Genomic DNA, 14,313 nt, shown 5'->3' on the forward strand with positions numbered 1-14,313 from the left:
ACACGTTCCTCCGCAATCCTGGCCCCCGCAGCACTCAGGTGACCGCCCATGAATGACTTACAGATCGATGACATCAAAACCGACGAGAACGCCGCCATGGTGTTGTTGGTGGACGATCAGGCGATGATCGGCGAAGCCGTGCGCCGTGGGCTGTCGAATGAAGAGAACATCGACTTCCACTTCTGCTCCGACCCGCATCAGGCCGTGGCCCACGCGGTGCGGATCAAGCCGACCGTGATCCTGCAGGATCTGGTGATGCCCGGCCTCGACGGCCTGAGCCTGGTGCGCGAATACCGCAATCACCCGGCAACCAAGGACATCCCGATCATCGTCCTGTCGACCAAGGAAGACCCGCTGATCAAAAGTGCGGCGTTCTCCGCCGGGGCCAACGATTACCTGGTGAAACTGCCGGACAACATCGAGCTGGTGGCGCGTATCCGCTATCACTCGCGCTCCTACATGACGTTGCTGCAACGGGACGCGGCCTACCGCGCCTTGCGGGTCAGCCAGCAGCAATTGCTCGACACCAACCTTGTCTTGCAACGCCTGATGAACTCCGACGGCCTGACCGGGCTGTCCAACCGTCGGCACTTCGACGAATACCTGGAACTGGAATGGCGCCGTTCGCTGCGCGACCAGAGCCAGTTGTCGTTGCTGATGATCGACGTCGATTACTTCAAGTCCTACAACGACACCTTCGGCCACGTCGAAGGCGACGAAGCCTTGCGCAAGGTCGCCACGGCGATCCGCGAGGCCAGTGCCCGGCCGTCCGATCTGCCGGCGCGTTATGGCGGCGAAGAATTTGCGCTGGTGCTGCCCAACACCTCGCCGGGCGGGGCGCGACTGGTTGCGGAGAAGCTGCGCCAGACGGTCGCGGCGCTGAAGATTCCGCACAATGCTCCGGCCGAAGGCTCGAGCCTGACCATCAGCATCGGCTTGGCAACCATGGTGCCGGAGTCGGGCAGCGACTGCCGGTTACTGATCTCGGCGGCGGACCGTGGGCTGTACCTGGCCAAGAACAACGGGCGCAATCAGGTGGGGATCGAATGAACCATCGGGTTCATTCGCCTCAAGAGCCGCCAGACGGGCTGCCGTGACAGCGTGATTACGTTATACTCGCCGGCTTTCAAAAGTTCGCCAACGAGTGCTGCCCGTCATGGAAATCAACCCGATCCTGAACACCATCAAGGACCTGTCCGAGCGCTCCGAAACTATTCGGGGGTATCTTTGACTACGATCAAAAGCATGAGCGTCTGATCGAAGTCAATCGCGAGCTTGAAGATCCTGCAGTCTGGAACAAACCTGAATACGCCCAGGAACTGGGCCGCGAGCGCGCTGCGCTGGCGCAGATCGTCGATACCCTCGACGAACTGAACGGTGGCCTGGCCGATTGCCGCGAGCTGCTGGACATGGCCGTTGAAGAGAACGACGAGGGCGCGGTCAACGACGTCGTCGAAGTCCTTCAAGGTCTCGAAGAGTCCCTGTCCAAACTCGAATTCCGCCGTATGTTCAGCCACGAGATGGACCCGAACAACGCCTACCTGGACATCCAGGCCGGTTCCGGCGGCACCGAAGCCCAGGACTGGGCCAACATCCTGCTGCGCATGTACCTGCGCTGGGCCGACAAACGCGGTTTCGACGCGACCATCATGGAGCTGTCGGCCGGTGAAGTCGCCGGGATCAAAGGTGCCACCGTGCACATCAAGGGCGAATACGCCTTTGGCTGGCTGCGTACCGAGATCGGCGTGCACCGTCTGGTGCGCAAGAGCCCGTTCGACTCCGGCAACCGTCGCCACACTTCGTTCTCCGCGGTTTTCGTCTCGCCAGAGATCGACGACAAGGTGGAAATCGAAATCAACCCGGCAGACCTGCGGATCGACACCTATCGTTCTTCCGGTGCCGGTGGTCAGCACGTAAACACCACCGACTCGGCCGTACGTATCACCCACGTACCGACCAACACCGTGGTGAGCTGCCAGAACGAACGTTCCCAGCACGCCAACAAGGACACCGCCATGAAAATGCTGCGGGCCAAGTTGTACGAGCAGGAAATGCAGAAGCGCAACGCGGCGTCCCAGGCGCTGGAAGACACCAAGTCGGACATCGGCTGGGGTCACCAGATCCGTTCGTACGTGCTCGATGCGTCGCGGATCAAGGATCTGCGCACCAACATCGAACGCAGTGACTGCGACAAGGTGCTCGACGGCGACATCGACGAATACCTGGAAGCCAGCCTGAAATCGGGGCTGTAAGCTTCACCCGACCTCAAGTCCCCCGTCACCGGCGGGGGCAACGAACCTGTGATGGAAAATTTAAAGACATGAGCGACCAACAACTCGATTCGCAAGCCCTGCAACAGGAAGAAAACTCCCTGATCGCCCTGCGCAAGGAAAAGCTTGCTGCCGAGCGCGCCAAGGGCAATGCCTTCCCGAATGACTTCCGCCGCGACAACTACTGCGAAGCACTGCAGAAACAGTACGCGGACAAGACCAAGGAAGAGCTGGCAGAGGCTGCGATTCCGGTCAAGGTTGCAGGTCGCATCATGCTCAACCGTGGCTCGTTCATGGTGATTCAGGACATGACCGGTCGCATCCAGGTCTACGTCAACCGCAAGACCCTGTCCGAAGAAACCCTGGCCGCGGTGAAAACCTGGGACATGGGCGACATCATCGCCGCCGAAGGCACCCTGGCCCGTTCCGGTAAGGGCGACCTGTACGTCGAGATGACCAGCGTGCGCCTGCTGACCAAATCCCTGCGCCCGCTGCCGGACAAGCACCACGGCCTGACCGACACCGAACAGCGCTACCGTCAGCGCTACGTTGACCTGATCGTCAACGAAGACGTGCGTCAGACTTTCCGCGTGCGTTCGCAAGTGATCGCGCACATCCGCAGCTTCCTGATGAAGCGCGACTTCCTCGAAGTCGAAACGCCGATGCTGCAGACCATTCCTGGCGGCGCCGCGGCCAAGCCGTTCGAAACCCACCACAACGCGCTGGACATGGAAATGTTCCTGCGTATTGCACCAGAGCTGTATCTGAAGCGTCTGGTGGTTGGCGGCTTCGAAAAAGTGTTCGAGATCAACCGCAACTTCCGTAACGAAGGCGTTTCGACTCGTCACAACCCTGAATTCACCATGTTGGAGTTCTACCAGGCTTACGCCGACTACGAAGACAACATGGACCTGACCGAAGAACTGTTCCGCGAACTGGCGCAGTTGGTTCTGGGCAGCACCGACGTGCCGTACGGCGACAAGGTGTTCCACTTCGGCGAGCCGTTCGTGCGCCTGTCGGTGTTCGACTCGATCCTCAAGTACAACCCTGAGCTGACCGCCGATGACCTGAACGACATCGACAAGGCGCGCGCCATCGCCAAGAAGGCCGGCGCCAAGGTGCTGGGCTTCGAAGGTCTGGGCAAGCTGCAGGTGATGATTTTCGAAGAACTGGTCGAGCACAAGCTGGAACAGCCGCACTTCATTACCCAGTACCCGTTCGAAGTGTCGCCACTGGCCCGTCGCAACGACGACAACCCGAACGTCACTGACCGCTTCGAGCTGTTCATCGGCGGCCGTGAAATCGCCAACGCCTACTCCGAGCTGAACGACGCGGAAGACCAGGCCGAGCGCTTCATGGCGCAGGTGGCCGACAAGGACGCCGGCGACGATGAAGCCATGCACTACGACGCCGACTTCGTTCGCGCGCTGGAGTACGGCATGCCGCCAACGGCCGGTGAAGGTATCGGCATCGACCGTCTGGTGATGCTGCTGACCAACTCCCCGTCGATCCGCGACGTGATCCTGTTCCCGCACATGCGGCCACAAGCGTAAGTGTTTCAATAAAAAAGCCGCCTGAAATGGGCGGCTTTTTATTGCCTGTCTGGTACAAACGTATCAAATGGTTAATTTTGAAGAAAACAACAGAGGTATGCCTGTCGTGATCGGTGCAATGGCTCAAGAGGGTGCAGCGGGAATCGCCACTGCGGTCGCTGAAAGTGTTCAGTACCAGGGCCGCAAGGCCAGCCGGCAGGGCAGTGAACAGCGCCGACAGGACATTCTCGATGCGGCGATGCGCATTGTCGTGCGTGACGGCGTGCGGGCCGTGCGTCACCGGGCGGTGGCCGCCGAGGCCGGTGTGCCGCTGTCGGCCACCACTTATTACTTCAAGGACATCGATGACTTGCTCACCGATACCTTCGCTCAATACGTCGAACGCAGCGCGGCCTACATGGCCAAGCTGTGGATCAACAACGAAGGCCTGCTGCGCGAAATGGTGGTCAGCGGTGACGGCAGCCCGGAGTCGCGTTCGCAACTGGCCGACGATATCGCCCGATTGATGGCCGACTACGTGCACCGGCAACTGGTCAACCGTCGCGAGCATTTGATGGCTGAACAGGCGTTCCGCCAGGAGGCGCTGCTCAACCCGCGTCTGGCGGAACTGGTGCGCTCCCATCAGCAGATTCTGCTGCAGGGCACCTGCCAGTTGTTCCAGGTATTGGGCTCGCGCGAGCCGCAGCAGGATGCCAAGGTGTTGACGGCGATTATCGGACGGATGGAATATCAGGGCCTGCTCAACGACGCCGAGCCTTTGGCCGAAGAGGACATGCTCGGCATTCTGACGCGCTATATGCACCTGGTACTCGCGTCGGTGTAACGCAATCCCCTGTGGGAGCGAGCTTGCTCCGGGCGGCGATCCGACGATTGCGATCTGTCATTCAAAGTCTTCATTGGCTGACACTCCGCCATCGCGAGCAAGCTCGCTCCCACAGGTTCGCTGGTGAGTTCGGGTCTAGGGAGTGTCGAATGAAAGCCTGGCGTGGCGTGCTGATCGCCTTGTCGTTCCTGCTGCTCAGCGGATGTCTGGTGACCTTCAAGGATCCGCTGCCCGCCAGTGAGCCGGCGCCCAAGGGCCTGCTCGGCCAATGGTCGAGCACCAATGCCTGGGGCGAGCCGATGAATCTGGAACTGACGCGCCTGGGCAACGATCGTTATCAGGCGGTTGCGTACTTCAAAGCCAAACCCCGCGAGCGTGAAGCCTATCCGTTCACGGTGTCGCGCCACGGTAACCGCTGGTACCTGTCGGCGAAGGTGCCGGCGCAATACGGCGGGCACTTCACCATTGCCGGTTTCGAGATCACCGACAAGCGCGAACTGGTGATCTACAACCTCGACCTCGAGCAGATCAACCAGGCCATCGCCCAGAAGACCCTCGACGGCCAGGGCTTCCAGACCGATGACGGCGAGGGCGTGCAGGTCGACAGCCCGCTTGAAAAGGTCTTTGCTTACCTCGACGACCCGGCCAATTCCGACGTTTTCGTCGAAGCGGCGCGCTATCAGCACCAAGCCAAAGCCAAATAATTCAGTTCGTCACGTTTTCTACAGGAGTTTCGGGTGGACGATTACCAGCAGACGATACGCACGCTGTCCGATCGCATTGTGCTGGCGCAGACGCCGATCCGCGTGCTCGACGCGGTGAAGTGGGACGAGAACATCCGCAAGGGTTTCCTCAAGGCCAAGGGCAAGGAATTGCCGGCGGTGGATCGCGACTACTACCTCAACCGGCCACTGTCCTTCGATTCGAGCAAGGTCAAGCTGGAATTCCAGAACATCGAACGGGACATCACCCGCCAGCTCGGCCAGTTCAACCCGGTCGGCCAGATCATGCGCCGCATGTGCAAGGAATACCGGATGGTGGTGCGCATGCTCGAAGCGCGCGGCACCGAGGATTTCGGCCTGATTTCCCAGGAGCTTTACGGCGCCGCGTCCGACGCGTTCCACGCCGGTGACCCGACCCTGGCCGACCTCGGCCTGATGATGTCCGACTACCTGAACAACATCGACGGTCGGGGCGACCTGAAGGACGAACCGAAGATCCTCACCGCCAAGGATGCCGTGCATCTGCTGCAAACCCGCCTGAACAAAGTGTTCGGCGAGGCCGAGGAAACCATCCGCGTGTTCGAGTCCGACGGGATCGTCGCCGATGCGGCGGCGGGCGCCGACTACATCAAGATCCGCACCGACGCGATGTTCAACGACCGCGACGTACGCGCGCTGGAAGTCCACGAAGGCCTGGTGCATGTCGGCACCACGCTCAACGGCTTGAACCAGCCGATCTGCACCTTCCTGTCCAAGGGTCCGCCCTCGTCGACGGTGACTCAGGAAGGCCTGGCGATCCTGATGGAAATCATCACGTTCGCCTCCTACCCGAGCCGCTTGCGCAAGCTGACCAATCGCACCCGCGCCATTCACATGGTCGAGGAGGGCGCAGACTTCCTGCAGATTTTCGAGTTCTTCCGCGAGCAGGGCTTCGAAATGGCGGAAAGCTACGGCAACGCCAGTCGGGTTTTCCGTGGATCGACGCCGACCGGTCTGCCATTCACCAAAGACTTGTCCTACCTCAAGGGCTTCATCATGGTTTACAACTACATTCAGTTGGCCGTGCGCAAGGGCAAGCTCGAGCAGATCCCGCTGTTGTTCTGCGGCAAGACCACGCTGGAGGACATGCGAACCCTGCGTCAGCTGGTGGACGAAGGCCTGGTTGTGCCGCCCAAGTACCTGCCGGACCAGTTCCGCGACATGAACGCGTTGTCGGCGTGGATGTGCTTCTCCAACTTCCTCAATCACTTGAGCCTGGACCGGATCGAGGCGGATTACTCCAACATCCTGTAGGTCCAATACCGTCCTCTGTGGGAGCGGGCTTGCCCGCGATAGCGGTCTGACATTCAACGTTGATGTCGATTGATCCTCCGCCATCGCGGGCAAGCCCGCTCCCACAAGGTCATTTGTTTTCTTCAGGGTTGTGTTTCAACTCTCTTCGCGAGGTTTCACCGGATGAGAATCCTCGGCATCCTTTGCCTGCTCCTGACCCTCGGCGGTTGCAGCTCCTTGCTGTTCTACCCCGAACCGGGGCAGATCTTCACGCCGGAAAAGGCCAAGCTCGAATACCGCACCGTCACCCTGACCACCGCCGACGGCCTCAAGCTGAACGCCTGGTGGCTGCCGGCCAAGCCCGGGGTCGAGGTCAAAGGCACGGTCCTGCACCTGCACGGCAACGGCGGCAACCTGCCGATGCACCTGGGCGGGAGCTGGTGGCTGCCGAAAAACGGCTATCAAGTGCTGCTGGTGGACTATCGCGGTTACGGCTTGTCCGAAGGCGAACCGAGCCTGCCGGCGATCTATCAGGACATTGATGCCGCCTTCGCCTGGCTGGACAAGGCGCCGGAAGTCAAAGGCAAACCGCTGGTGCTGCTGGGTCAGAGTCTCGGCGGGGCGATGGCGGTGCATTGGCTGGTGCAACATCCGGAAAGACAAAAACAGCTCAAGGCCCTGGTGCTCGACGGCGTGCCCGCCAGTTACCGCAGCGTCGGCCAATACGCCCTCAGCACCTCATGGCTGACGTGGCCATTTCAGGTGCCGCTGTCGTGGCTGGTGCCCGATGGCGACAGCGCGATCAACGCCATGCCGCAGCTCAACGGCGTGCCGAAACTGATCTTCCACAGCCTCGACGATCCGCTGGTGCCCCTTTCCAACGGCATCCATCTGTATCAAGCTGCGCCGCCACCGCGCGTGCTGCAGCTGACCCGGGGCGGGCATGTGCAGACCTTCGGCGACCCGGTCTGGCGTCAGGTGATGCTGCGCTACCTCGACGATCCCGAACACTTCAACGGCCTGCGCCGTCTCGGCGAGATCCCGAATTATCCGACACCCCCGAATTCTGAAGACGAACCACCAGAGAGTCCGCAATGAGTGAAGAACGTAACGCCATCCCGCTGATCATCACCGGTATCTGCAGCATCCTCGGCACCGTCGGCGCCCTGTGGTACTACGGCTACCTGCACTTCGCCAAACCCGAGGATGCGTTGCTGCTCAACGAATTCACCATGCTCAAGACCATTCCCGGCGAAGACTACAAAGTCTCCCTGGACCCGGCGCCGCAAGTGGCGCAGTGCATCGATGGCGTGCTGGTGCTGTTCGACACCGAACAGAAAGGCCTTACCGGTGTGCTGGTCAACAGCCAGAAAAAAGCCGTGCGCTGCATGGGCCAGGAGACGCCGCAGAAGCTCGAAGAGTAAAGCCCTCACCCTAACCCTCTCCCAGGGGGAGAGGGGACTGACCGAGGTGTCTGACGCTATACATCGACCTGAAAGATTGTGTCGATTATGGATTCGGTAAATAACTTTCAGGTCGACGTATTTCTGGAGCATCCTCCAATCGGCTCCCTTTCCCAGTGGGAGAGGGGACTGACCGAGGTGTCTGACGCTATACATCGACCTGAAAGGTTGTGTCGATTATGGATTCGGCAAATAACTTTCAGGTCGACGTATTTCTGTAGCATCCCCCAATCGACTCCCTCTCCCTCGGGGAGAGGGCTGGGGTGAGGGGGCTACGATCTCTGATCCCCACACATTCCGAGCCGAGCATCCAAACAAAAAGCCCCGCCTGATCAAAATCAGGCGGGGCTTTTTGTTTGTTGCTCAGCGAATCAGTGCGCGGTCGAACTCACGGCCGAACGCGGCACTACTGGCTGGTTGTCGTTGGAAATGGTCACTTCCACTCGACGGTTCATTGCTCGGCCCGAAACGCTGCCGTTATCCGCCACCGGGTATTCCTTGCCATAACCCTGGGCCACGATGCGCGACGGATCGACGCCCATCTTGATCAGTGCAACCTGCACCGATGTCGCACGACGCTCGGACAGCGACTGGTTGTAGTTCGCCGTACCGGTGCTGTCGGTGTAGCCCTCGACGATCACTTTGCGGTCAGGGTTTTCCTGGAGGAACTGCGCCAGTTTGTTGATGTTCACCAGACCGCTGGATTTCAGCTCGGCCTTGTTGGTGGCGAACAGCACGTCACCGAAGGTCACCAGCGTACCGCGATCGGTCTGCTTGGCGTTGAGGCTGTCCTGCAGCTGTTTGATCTGCTGATCGCGAGCATCCAGACGGGCCTGGGCACGTTGGGCGGCGGCGTTCTTCAGGTTGTTTTCAGCGGTGCGCAGGGCGATGGTCTGCTTGGCCACTTCCACGCGCTGGTTGGTCAGATAAGCCAGCTGGTCGACCTTGTGCTGGTCTTCCTTGTCCAGATAAGCCTTGTCGGCCTTGTCCAGGTAATCACTGGCGTCCTTGGTTTCCAGCGCTGCGACTTTGCTCGCCTGCGGGTTGGCCTGCAGGCCGGCATAGTTGGTGCGTGCCTGTTCCAGGTTCGGATTCGGCGGTGTCGAGCAGGCAGCCAGGGCAACGCTTGCGGCCAGGAGAGCGGGGATCATCAGTTGTTTACGCATAATCGTTCGTCCTTTCTATCGATAAGAGTTTCAGCCTTGCGGTCGGGATGCGCGCTTACTGCACGGTGCGCTGACTTTCCTGACGCAGTTCCTGAACACCTTTCTGGGAATCCTTCACCGCTTGTTCGGCTTTCATCGCCTGAGCCTTGCGTTCCGCTACGCGAGCGTCCCACTCGGCCTGTTCGGCCAGGGTGCGGGCCTCGTCATACTTCTTGTCATGCATGGCGATTTCGGCTTGTTTGAGCTTGTCCTGGGCCTGCTTCATTTCCACGGCGGCGAATTCGGTACCGCCGGCGCTGACCGCGCTGTTGACCGCCGATTGAGTCACGGCGTATTGCTCGGTCGGTGGATTGCCGGCGCAACCGGCCAGCACGAAGCTGGTGCCGATGGCGAGAGCGGCCAGTTTCAGACCGCGCAGGTGGGAAAACGAGGTTTGGGTCTTCATGGTCTTCAACTCCATTGGTTAACTCCTTGGAAGCTTCGAAATCCATCCTGGTAGCGGAGCCGCAACCGTCATGTGCAAGTGCGTTTTGAAACGCTCGTTCCAGGCGTGGTTACCTGTTCCGACCGAAGGCATTTTTCAAAAGTTCAGAAAAGATGGCTCATCGCCAAAAAATATTCTGACCAAACGGACAAGGCTCTAAACCGGGAACTTTGGCGGGGGAGAGTGGTACGCGCGGGCGAAAAATGGCGGAAAAGCGCAGGAGAAATTCAGTCCCTGTGGGAGCTGGCTTGCCAGCGATGAGGCCATCAAGTTCAGCACATTTGCGGCTGAACTGATGCCATCGAGGACAAACCGTTTCCCACAGTTTTGAAGTATCAGGGATCAGTGTTTCTGCTTGCCGGCTGCAGCCGACAAGTCATGCAAATGCCGCCGTGACAACGCGAGAAAACGCGGAGTCGGGCCGACGTCTTCATATAGCGGATCGCCTTCCTCATCGGTGGCAACCACCGTCGAACCTTTCACGTACGGCAGGCTCGCTTCGAACTCTTCGAGGGCGGCGCCGATCAGCTCGCCGAGCAGTTCTTCGGCATGGCGTTTGGGGTACATCTCGGCGATCGCCGCCAGCCGTGCGGCAGCTTCCACATCCAGATGAATCGTGTAGCCGGTATCGGTCAGGCGACCCTTGGCGGTTTCTTCCCAATGCTGGGCGAGTTCACGGATTTTCATAATGACCTCATGTCGCACCTGCTCATGGCAGGTCTTGGTGAGTGTCCGCCGTCAGCCGGCGGCAAGCCGTTGTGGGGCTTACTGTTGAGACTAGCTTCAAGCCTCAAGGTTTAAAGTCCCTTCGTCGTCTGCTTGTAAGAAGCGTCCCAGAGCGGCACTCTCTGTTCATCCACTCACTTGCGATCCGTCACCGATTACTGCTGGAGAGATGCTGATGACCGATATTGATGCACGCTTGCGCGAAGACGTTCACCTGCTCGGTGAGCTGTTGGGCAACACCATTCGTGACCAGTACGGCGAGGCGTTTCTCGACAAGATCGAGCAGATTCGCAAGGGCGCCAAGGCCGACCGGCGCGGCTCGATGGACGCCGAACTCAGCGCCAGCCTCAATCAATTGAGCGAAGACGAACTGCTGCCGGTGGCGCGGGCCTTCAACCAGTTTCTCAACCTGGCGAACATCGCCGAGCAGTACCAGCTCATCCATCGCCGGGAAGAGACCCATGCCGCGCCGTTCGAGTCCCGCGTGCTGCCGCAACTGCTCGCCCGCCTGCGCAACGAAGGGCACAGCGCCGAATCCCTGGCCCGGCAACTGGCGCGGCTGGAAATCGAACTGGTGCTCACCGCGCACCCGACCGAAGTGGCGCGGCGTACGCTGATCCAGAAGTACGACGCGATTGCCGCGCAACTGGCGGCTCAGGATCACCGCGACCTGACCACCGCTGAGCGCGAGCAGATCCACAACACCCTGCAGCGGCTGATCGCCGAAGCCTGGCACACCGAAGAAATCCGCCGCACCCGGCCGACTCCGGTGGACGAAGCCAAGTGGGGTTTTGCGGTGATCGAGCATTCGCTGTGGCAGGCGATACCCAACCATATGCGCAAGGCCGATCAGGCGCTGTTCGCCGCCACTGGCCTGCGTTTGCCGCTGGAAGCCGCGCCGATCCGCTTTGCTTCGTGGATGGGCGGCGACCGCGACGGTAACCCGAACGTGACGGCTGCCGTGACCCGCGAAGTGCTGTTGCTGGCGCGCTGGATGGCGGCGGATCTGTACCTGCGTGACGTCGATCACCTGGCTGCCGAATTATCGATGCAGCAGGCCAGCGAAGCGCTCAAGGCCCGGGCCGGCGACAGTGCCGAGCCGTATCGTGCGGTGCTCAAGCAATTGCGCGAACGCCTGCGCGCCACGCGCAACTGGGCCCATGCATCCTTGACGGCGACCACCCCGGCGCCTGCCGATGTGCTGCACAACAACCGCGACCTGCTCGATCCGCTGGAACTGTGTTTCAACTCGCTGCATGAATGCGGGATGGGCGTGATCGCTGACGGGCCATTGCTCGATTGCCTGCGTCGGGCCGTGACCTTCGGCCTGTTCCTGGTGCGCCTCGATGTGCGTCAGGATTCGTCCCGCCACAGCGCGGCCATGACCGAAATCACCGATTACCTCGGCCTCGGCAAGTACGAAGAGTGGGACGAAGAACAGCGCATCAGCTTCCTGACTCGCGAACTGCAAAATCGTCGGCCGCTGCTGCCGGCGCATTTCAAACCCTCGGCCGACACCGCCGAAGTGCTCGCCACCTGCAAGGAAATCGCCGCCGCGCCGGGCGCTTCGCTGGGCTCCTACGTGATCTCCATGGCCGGTGCTGCCTCTGATGTGCTGGCGGTGCAATTGCTGCTGAAAGAGTCCGGCGTATTGCGGCCGATGCGTGTGGTGCCGTTGTTCGAAACCCTCGCCGACCTCGATAACGCTGGCCCGGTGATCGAACGCCTGTTGCTGTTGCCGGGTTATCGCGCACGTCTGCAAGGCCCGCAGGAGGTGATGATCGGCTATTCCGACTCGGCCAAGGACGCCGGCACCACGGCGGCGGCGTGGGCGCAGTACCGGGCGCAGGAGCGGCTGGTGGAAATCTGTCGTGAGCAGCAAGTCGAACTGCTGCTGTTCCACGGTCGCGGTGGCACCGTGGGCCGTGGCGGCGGCCCGGCGCACGCGGCGATTCTGTCGCAGCCGCCGGGTTCGGTAGCGGGGCGTTTCCGCACCACCGAACAGGGGGAAATGATTCGATTCAAATTCGGCCTGCCGGACATCGCCGAGCAAAACCTCAATCTGTATCTGGCGGCGGTGCTCGAAGCGACCCTGTTGCCACCGCCGCCACCGACCCCAGAATGGCGGCATCTGATGGACGAACTGGCCGCTGACGGTGTCGCCGCCTACCGCGCAGTGGTGCGGGAAAATCCGCAATTCGTCGAGTATTTCCGCCAGTCGACCCCGGAGCAGGAGCTTGGTCGCTTGCCATTGGGCAGCCGTCCGGCCAAGCGCCGCGCTGGCGGGATCGAAAGTCTGCGGGCGATTCCGTGGATCTTCGGCTGGACTCAGACCCGCCTGATGCTGCCGGCCTGGCTCGGCTGGGAAACCGCATTGAGCAAAGCGCTGGAGCGCGGCGAGGGCGAGTTGCTGGGGCAGATGCGCGAGCAGTGGCCGTTCTTCCGCACACGCATCGACATGCTGGAGATGGTGCTGGCCAAGGCCGACGCCGACATTGCGCTGTCCTACGACGAGCGTCTGGTGGAGTCGGATTTGCTGCCTTTGGGTGCGCACTTACGCGACCTATTGTCGCAGGCGTGTTCCGTCGTCCTCGGCCTGACCGGTCAGTCGCAGCTACTGGCACATAGCCCGGACACCCTGGAATTCATCCGTCTGCGCAACACCTACCTCGACCCGCTGCATCTATTGCAGGCGGAGTTGCTGGCGCGTTCACGGCAGCAGAATGTCGAGCAGGGCAGCCCGGTGGAACAGGCGTTGCTGGTGTCTGTGGCGGGGATTGCCGCCGGTTTGCGAAATACCGGCTAAGGTTTTCTGCGTGGGGCGGGGCACCCGGGACGAGCGTCGGGTGCCGTTTAACGACCGTGGGAAAAATGCGGTCAGGCGACAGTTAATGATGGGGTTGCGACTTGGGGAACCGCGTCGCAAGGTCGCGGCGGGCGCCGGTTTCTCCGACTTTTGGCGTCTTGTGTGGGCGCAGCCTGCTGTGTATCTTGATCAGCCTTTGGCCGTTTGGGCGGCCACGACCCGTTTTATGAGATTGGCCCCACGAGGCGAATCCGTTGTTTTTTATATAAAAAATTGAGGAGCACATCGATGCGCGTCATTCTGCTGGGAGCTCCCGGGGCCGGTAAAGGTACTCAGGCTAAGTTCATCACCGAGAAATTCGGCATTCCGCAAATCTCCACCGGCGACATGCTGCGTGCTGCGGTCAAGGCCGGCACCGAGCTGGGCATCAAGGCCAAGAGCATCATGGATGCCGGTGGCCTGGTGTCGGATGACCTGATCATCGCGCTGGTCAAGGACCGTATCGCTCAAGCCGATTGCGCCAAGGGTTTCCTGTTCGATGGCTTCCCGCGCACCATTCCTCAGGCTGAAGCGCTGGTGACTGCCGGTGTCGAGCTGGACGCCGTGGTCGAAATCGCCGTTGAAGACGAAGAAATCGTTCAGCGTATCGCCGGTCGTCGCGTTCACGAGGCCAGCGGCCGCGTTTACCACATCGTCTACAACCCGCCGAAAATTGCCGGTAAAGACGACATCACCGGTGAAGAGCTGGTACAGCGCAAGGACGACACCGAAGAAACCGTGCGTCATCGCCTGTCGGTCTACCACTCGCAGACCAAGCCGCTGGTGGAGTTCTACCAGAACCTGTCCGCCAAGAACGGTGGCAAACCGAAGTACAGCCACATCCCTGGCGTCGGTTCGGTTGAAGCGATCACCGCCAAGGTGCTTGAAGCGCTGAGCTGAAAAACCTGATCCGCTGCATCATCCACGGCCCGCTTGCGGGCCGTAGTTGTTTATACTGGCGCACTTTTTCCCCACCTGATTTACGGACA

13 protein-coding genes are annotated in these 14,313 nt (G+C 60.7%); 10 read left to right on the forward strand and 3 right to left on the reverse strand.

Features of this window, described 5'->3' with window-relative positions; all coding sequences use genetic code 11:
* The first annotated feature begins 48 nt into the window (after positions 1–48).
* The 8 genes from QR290_RS06690 (at position 49) to QR290_RS06725 (ending at position 8,064) form a co-directional block, all read left to right on the forward strand.
* Positions 49–1,050, forward strand: coding sequence for a response regulator (locus tag QR290_RS06690; RefSeq protein ID WP_039769610.1), 1,002 nt, complete (start codon positions 49–51; stop codon positions 1,048–1,050).
* 106 nt (positions 1,051–1,156) lie between these two features.
* Positions 1,157–2,252 (forward strand): peptide chain release factor 2 gene (prfB, locus tag QR290_RS06695; protein WP_102621447.1). Its coding sequence is split into 2 segments (ribosomal slippage): positions 1,157–1,228 and positions 1,230–2,252, totalling 1,095 coding nucleotides; the frame shifts between segments, so codons are not numbered across the junction.
* 68 nt (positions 2,253–2,320) lie between these two features.
* Complete coding sequence (lysS, locus tag QR290_RS06700) at positions 2,321–3,823, forward strand: lysine--tRNA ligase (RefSeq protein WP_085729776.1); 1,503 nt, start codon at positions 2,321–2,323, stop codon at positions 3,821–3,823.
* 118 nt (positions 3,824–3,941) lie between these two features.
* Positions 3,942–4,646: a TetR/AcrR family transcriptional regulator gene (locus QR290_RS06705; RefSeq protein WP_011332647.1), complete on the forward strand. Its 705-nt coding sequence runs from the start codon at positions 3,942–3,944 to the stop codon at positions 4,644–4,646.
* 149 nt (positions 4,647–4,795) lie between these two features.
* Positions 4,796–5,350 (forward strand): hypothetical protein, encoded by a 555-nt coding sequence (locus QR290_RS06710; RefSeq protein WP_085688811.1) that lies wholly within the window; start codon positions 4,796–4,798, stop codon positions 5,348–5,350.
* A gap of 33 nt (positions 5,351–5,383) precedes the next feature.
* Entirely contained in the window at positions 5,384–6,661 is a 1,278-nt protein-coding gene (locus QR290_RS06715) for a flavohemoglobin expression-modulating QEGLA motif protein (RefSeq protein ID WP_102621445.1), read from the forward strand.
* Positions 6,662–6,823: 162 nt separating this feature from the next.
* Entirely contained in the window at positions 6,824–7,738 is a 915-nt protein-coding gene (locus QR290_RS06720) for an alpha/beta hydrolase (RefSeq protein ID WP_289204582.1), read from the forward strand.
* Positions 7,735–8,064, forward strand: a complete 330-nt coding sequence (locus tag QR290_RS06725; RefSeq protein ID WP_115076688.1) for a hypothetical protein — start codon at positions 7,735–7,737, stop codon at positions 8,062–8,064. The genes QR290_RS06720 and QR290_RS06725 overlap by 4 nt, the downstream gene beginning before the upstream one ends.
* Before the next feature lie 410 nt (positions 8,065–8,474).
* On the opposite strand, the gene QR290_RS06730 is transcribed toward QR290_RS06725, so the two are convergent.
* From QR290_RS06730 to QR290_RS06740, 3 genes are all read right to left on the reverse strand, one after another.
* Complete coding sequence (locus QR290_RS06730; RefSeq protein ID WP_115076689.1) at positions 8,475–9,269, reverse strand: OmpA family protein; 795 nt, start codon at positions 9,267–9,269, stop codon at positions 8,475–8,477.
* A gap of 55 nt (positions 9,270–9,324) precedes the next feature.
* The gene (locus tag QR290_RS06735; protein ID WP_085697302.1) at positions 9,325–9,729 is read right to left on the reverse strand and encodes a DUF4398 domain-containing protein; all 405 of its coding nucleotides are present in this window, start codon (positions 9,727–9,729) and stop codon (positions 9,325–9,327) included.
* A 366-nt stretch (positions 9,730–10,095) separates the two neighbouring features.
* Entirely contained in the window at positions 10,096–10,440 is a 345-nt protein-coding gene (locus QR290_RS06740) for a hypothetical protein (protein WP_011332654.1), read from the reverse strand.
* A gap of 214 nt (positions 10,441–10,654) precedes the next feature.
* Here QR290_RS06740 and ppc point away from each other — a divergent pair, with 214 nt between their 5' ends.
* Together ppc and adk are read left to right on the forward strand one after the other, a co-directional pair.
* Complete coding sequence (gene ppc / locus QR290_RS06745) at positions 10,655–13,285, forward strand: phosphoenolpyruvate carboxylase (protein WP_115079903.1); 2,631 nt, start codon at positions 10,655–10,657, stop codon at positions 13,283–13,285.
* Positions 13,286–13,573: 288 nt separating this feature from the next.
* On the forward strand, positions 13,574–14,224 hold the full coding sequence (gene adk, locus QR290_RS06750; protein ID WP_007954716.1) for an adenylate kinase: 651 nt from the start codon (positions 13,574–13,576) through the stop codon (positions 14,222–14,224).
* The last annotated feature ends 89 nt before the right edge of the window (positions 14,225–14,313 follow it).

Source organism: Pseudomonas fluorescens (assembly GCF_030344995.1).
Taxonomy (GTDB): Bacteria; Pseudomonadota; Gammaproteobacteria; order Pseudomonadales; family Pseudomonadaceae; genus Aquipseudomonas; species Aquipseudomonas fluorescens_BF.

What these genes read in the sequence shown, in the direction of transcription:
- QR290_RS06705 (WP_011332647.1), top strand. Translation starts at nt 3,942, where the DNA reads ATGGCTCAAGAGGGTGCAGCGGGAATCGCCACTGCGGTCGCTGAAAGT.
- adk (WP_007954716.1), top strand. Translation starts at nt 13,574, where the DNA reads ATGCGCGTCATTCTGCTGGGAGCTCCCGGGGCCGGTAAAGGTACTCAG.
- ppc (WP_115079903.1), top strand. Translation starts at nt 10,655, where the DNA reads ATGACCGATATTGATGCACGCTTGCGCGAAGACGTTCACCTGCTCGGT.
- QR290_RS06690 (WP_039769610.1), top strand. Translation starts at nt 49, where the DNA reads ATGAATGACTTACAGATCGATGACATCAAAACCGACGAGAACGCCGCC.
- QR290_RS06710 (WP_085688811.1), top strand. Translation starts at nt 4,796, where the DNA reads ATGAAAGCCTGGCGTGGCGTGCTGATCGCCTTGTCGTTCCTGCTGCTC.
- lysS (WP_085729776.1), top strand. Translation starts at nt 2,321, where the DNA reads ATGAGCGACCAACAACTCGATTCGCAAGCCCTGCAACAGGAAGAAAAC.
- QR290_RS06735 (WP_085697302.1), bottom strand. Translation starts at nt 9,729, where the DNA reads ATGGAGTTGAAGACCATGAAGACCCAAACCTCGTTTTCCCACCTGCGC.
- QR290_RS06730 (WP_115076689.1), bottom strand. Translation starts at nt 9,269, where the DNA reads ATGCGTAAACAACTGATGATCCCCGCTCTCCTGGCCGCAAGCGTTGCC.
- QR290_RS06720 (WP_289204582.1), top strand. Translation starts at nt 6,824, where the DNA reads ATGAGAATCCTCGGCATCCTTTGCCTGCTCCTGACCCTCGGCGGTTGC.
- QR290_RS06725 (WP_115076688.1), top strand. Translation starts at nt 7,735, where the DNA reads ATGAGTGAAGAACGTAACGCCATCCCGCTGATCATCACCGGTATCTGC.
- QR290_RS06740 (WP_011332654.1), bottom strand. Translation starts at nt 10,440, where the DNA reads ATGAAAATCCGTGAACTCGCCCAGCATTGGGAAGAAACCGCCAAGGGT.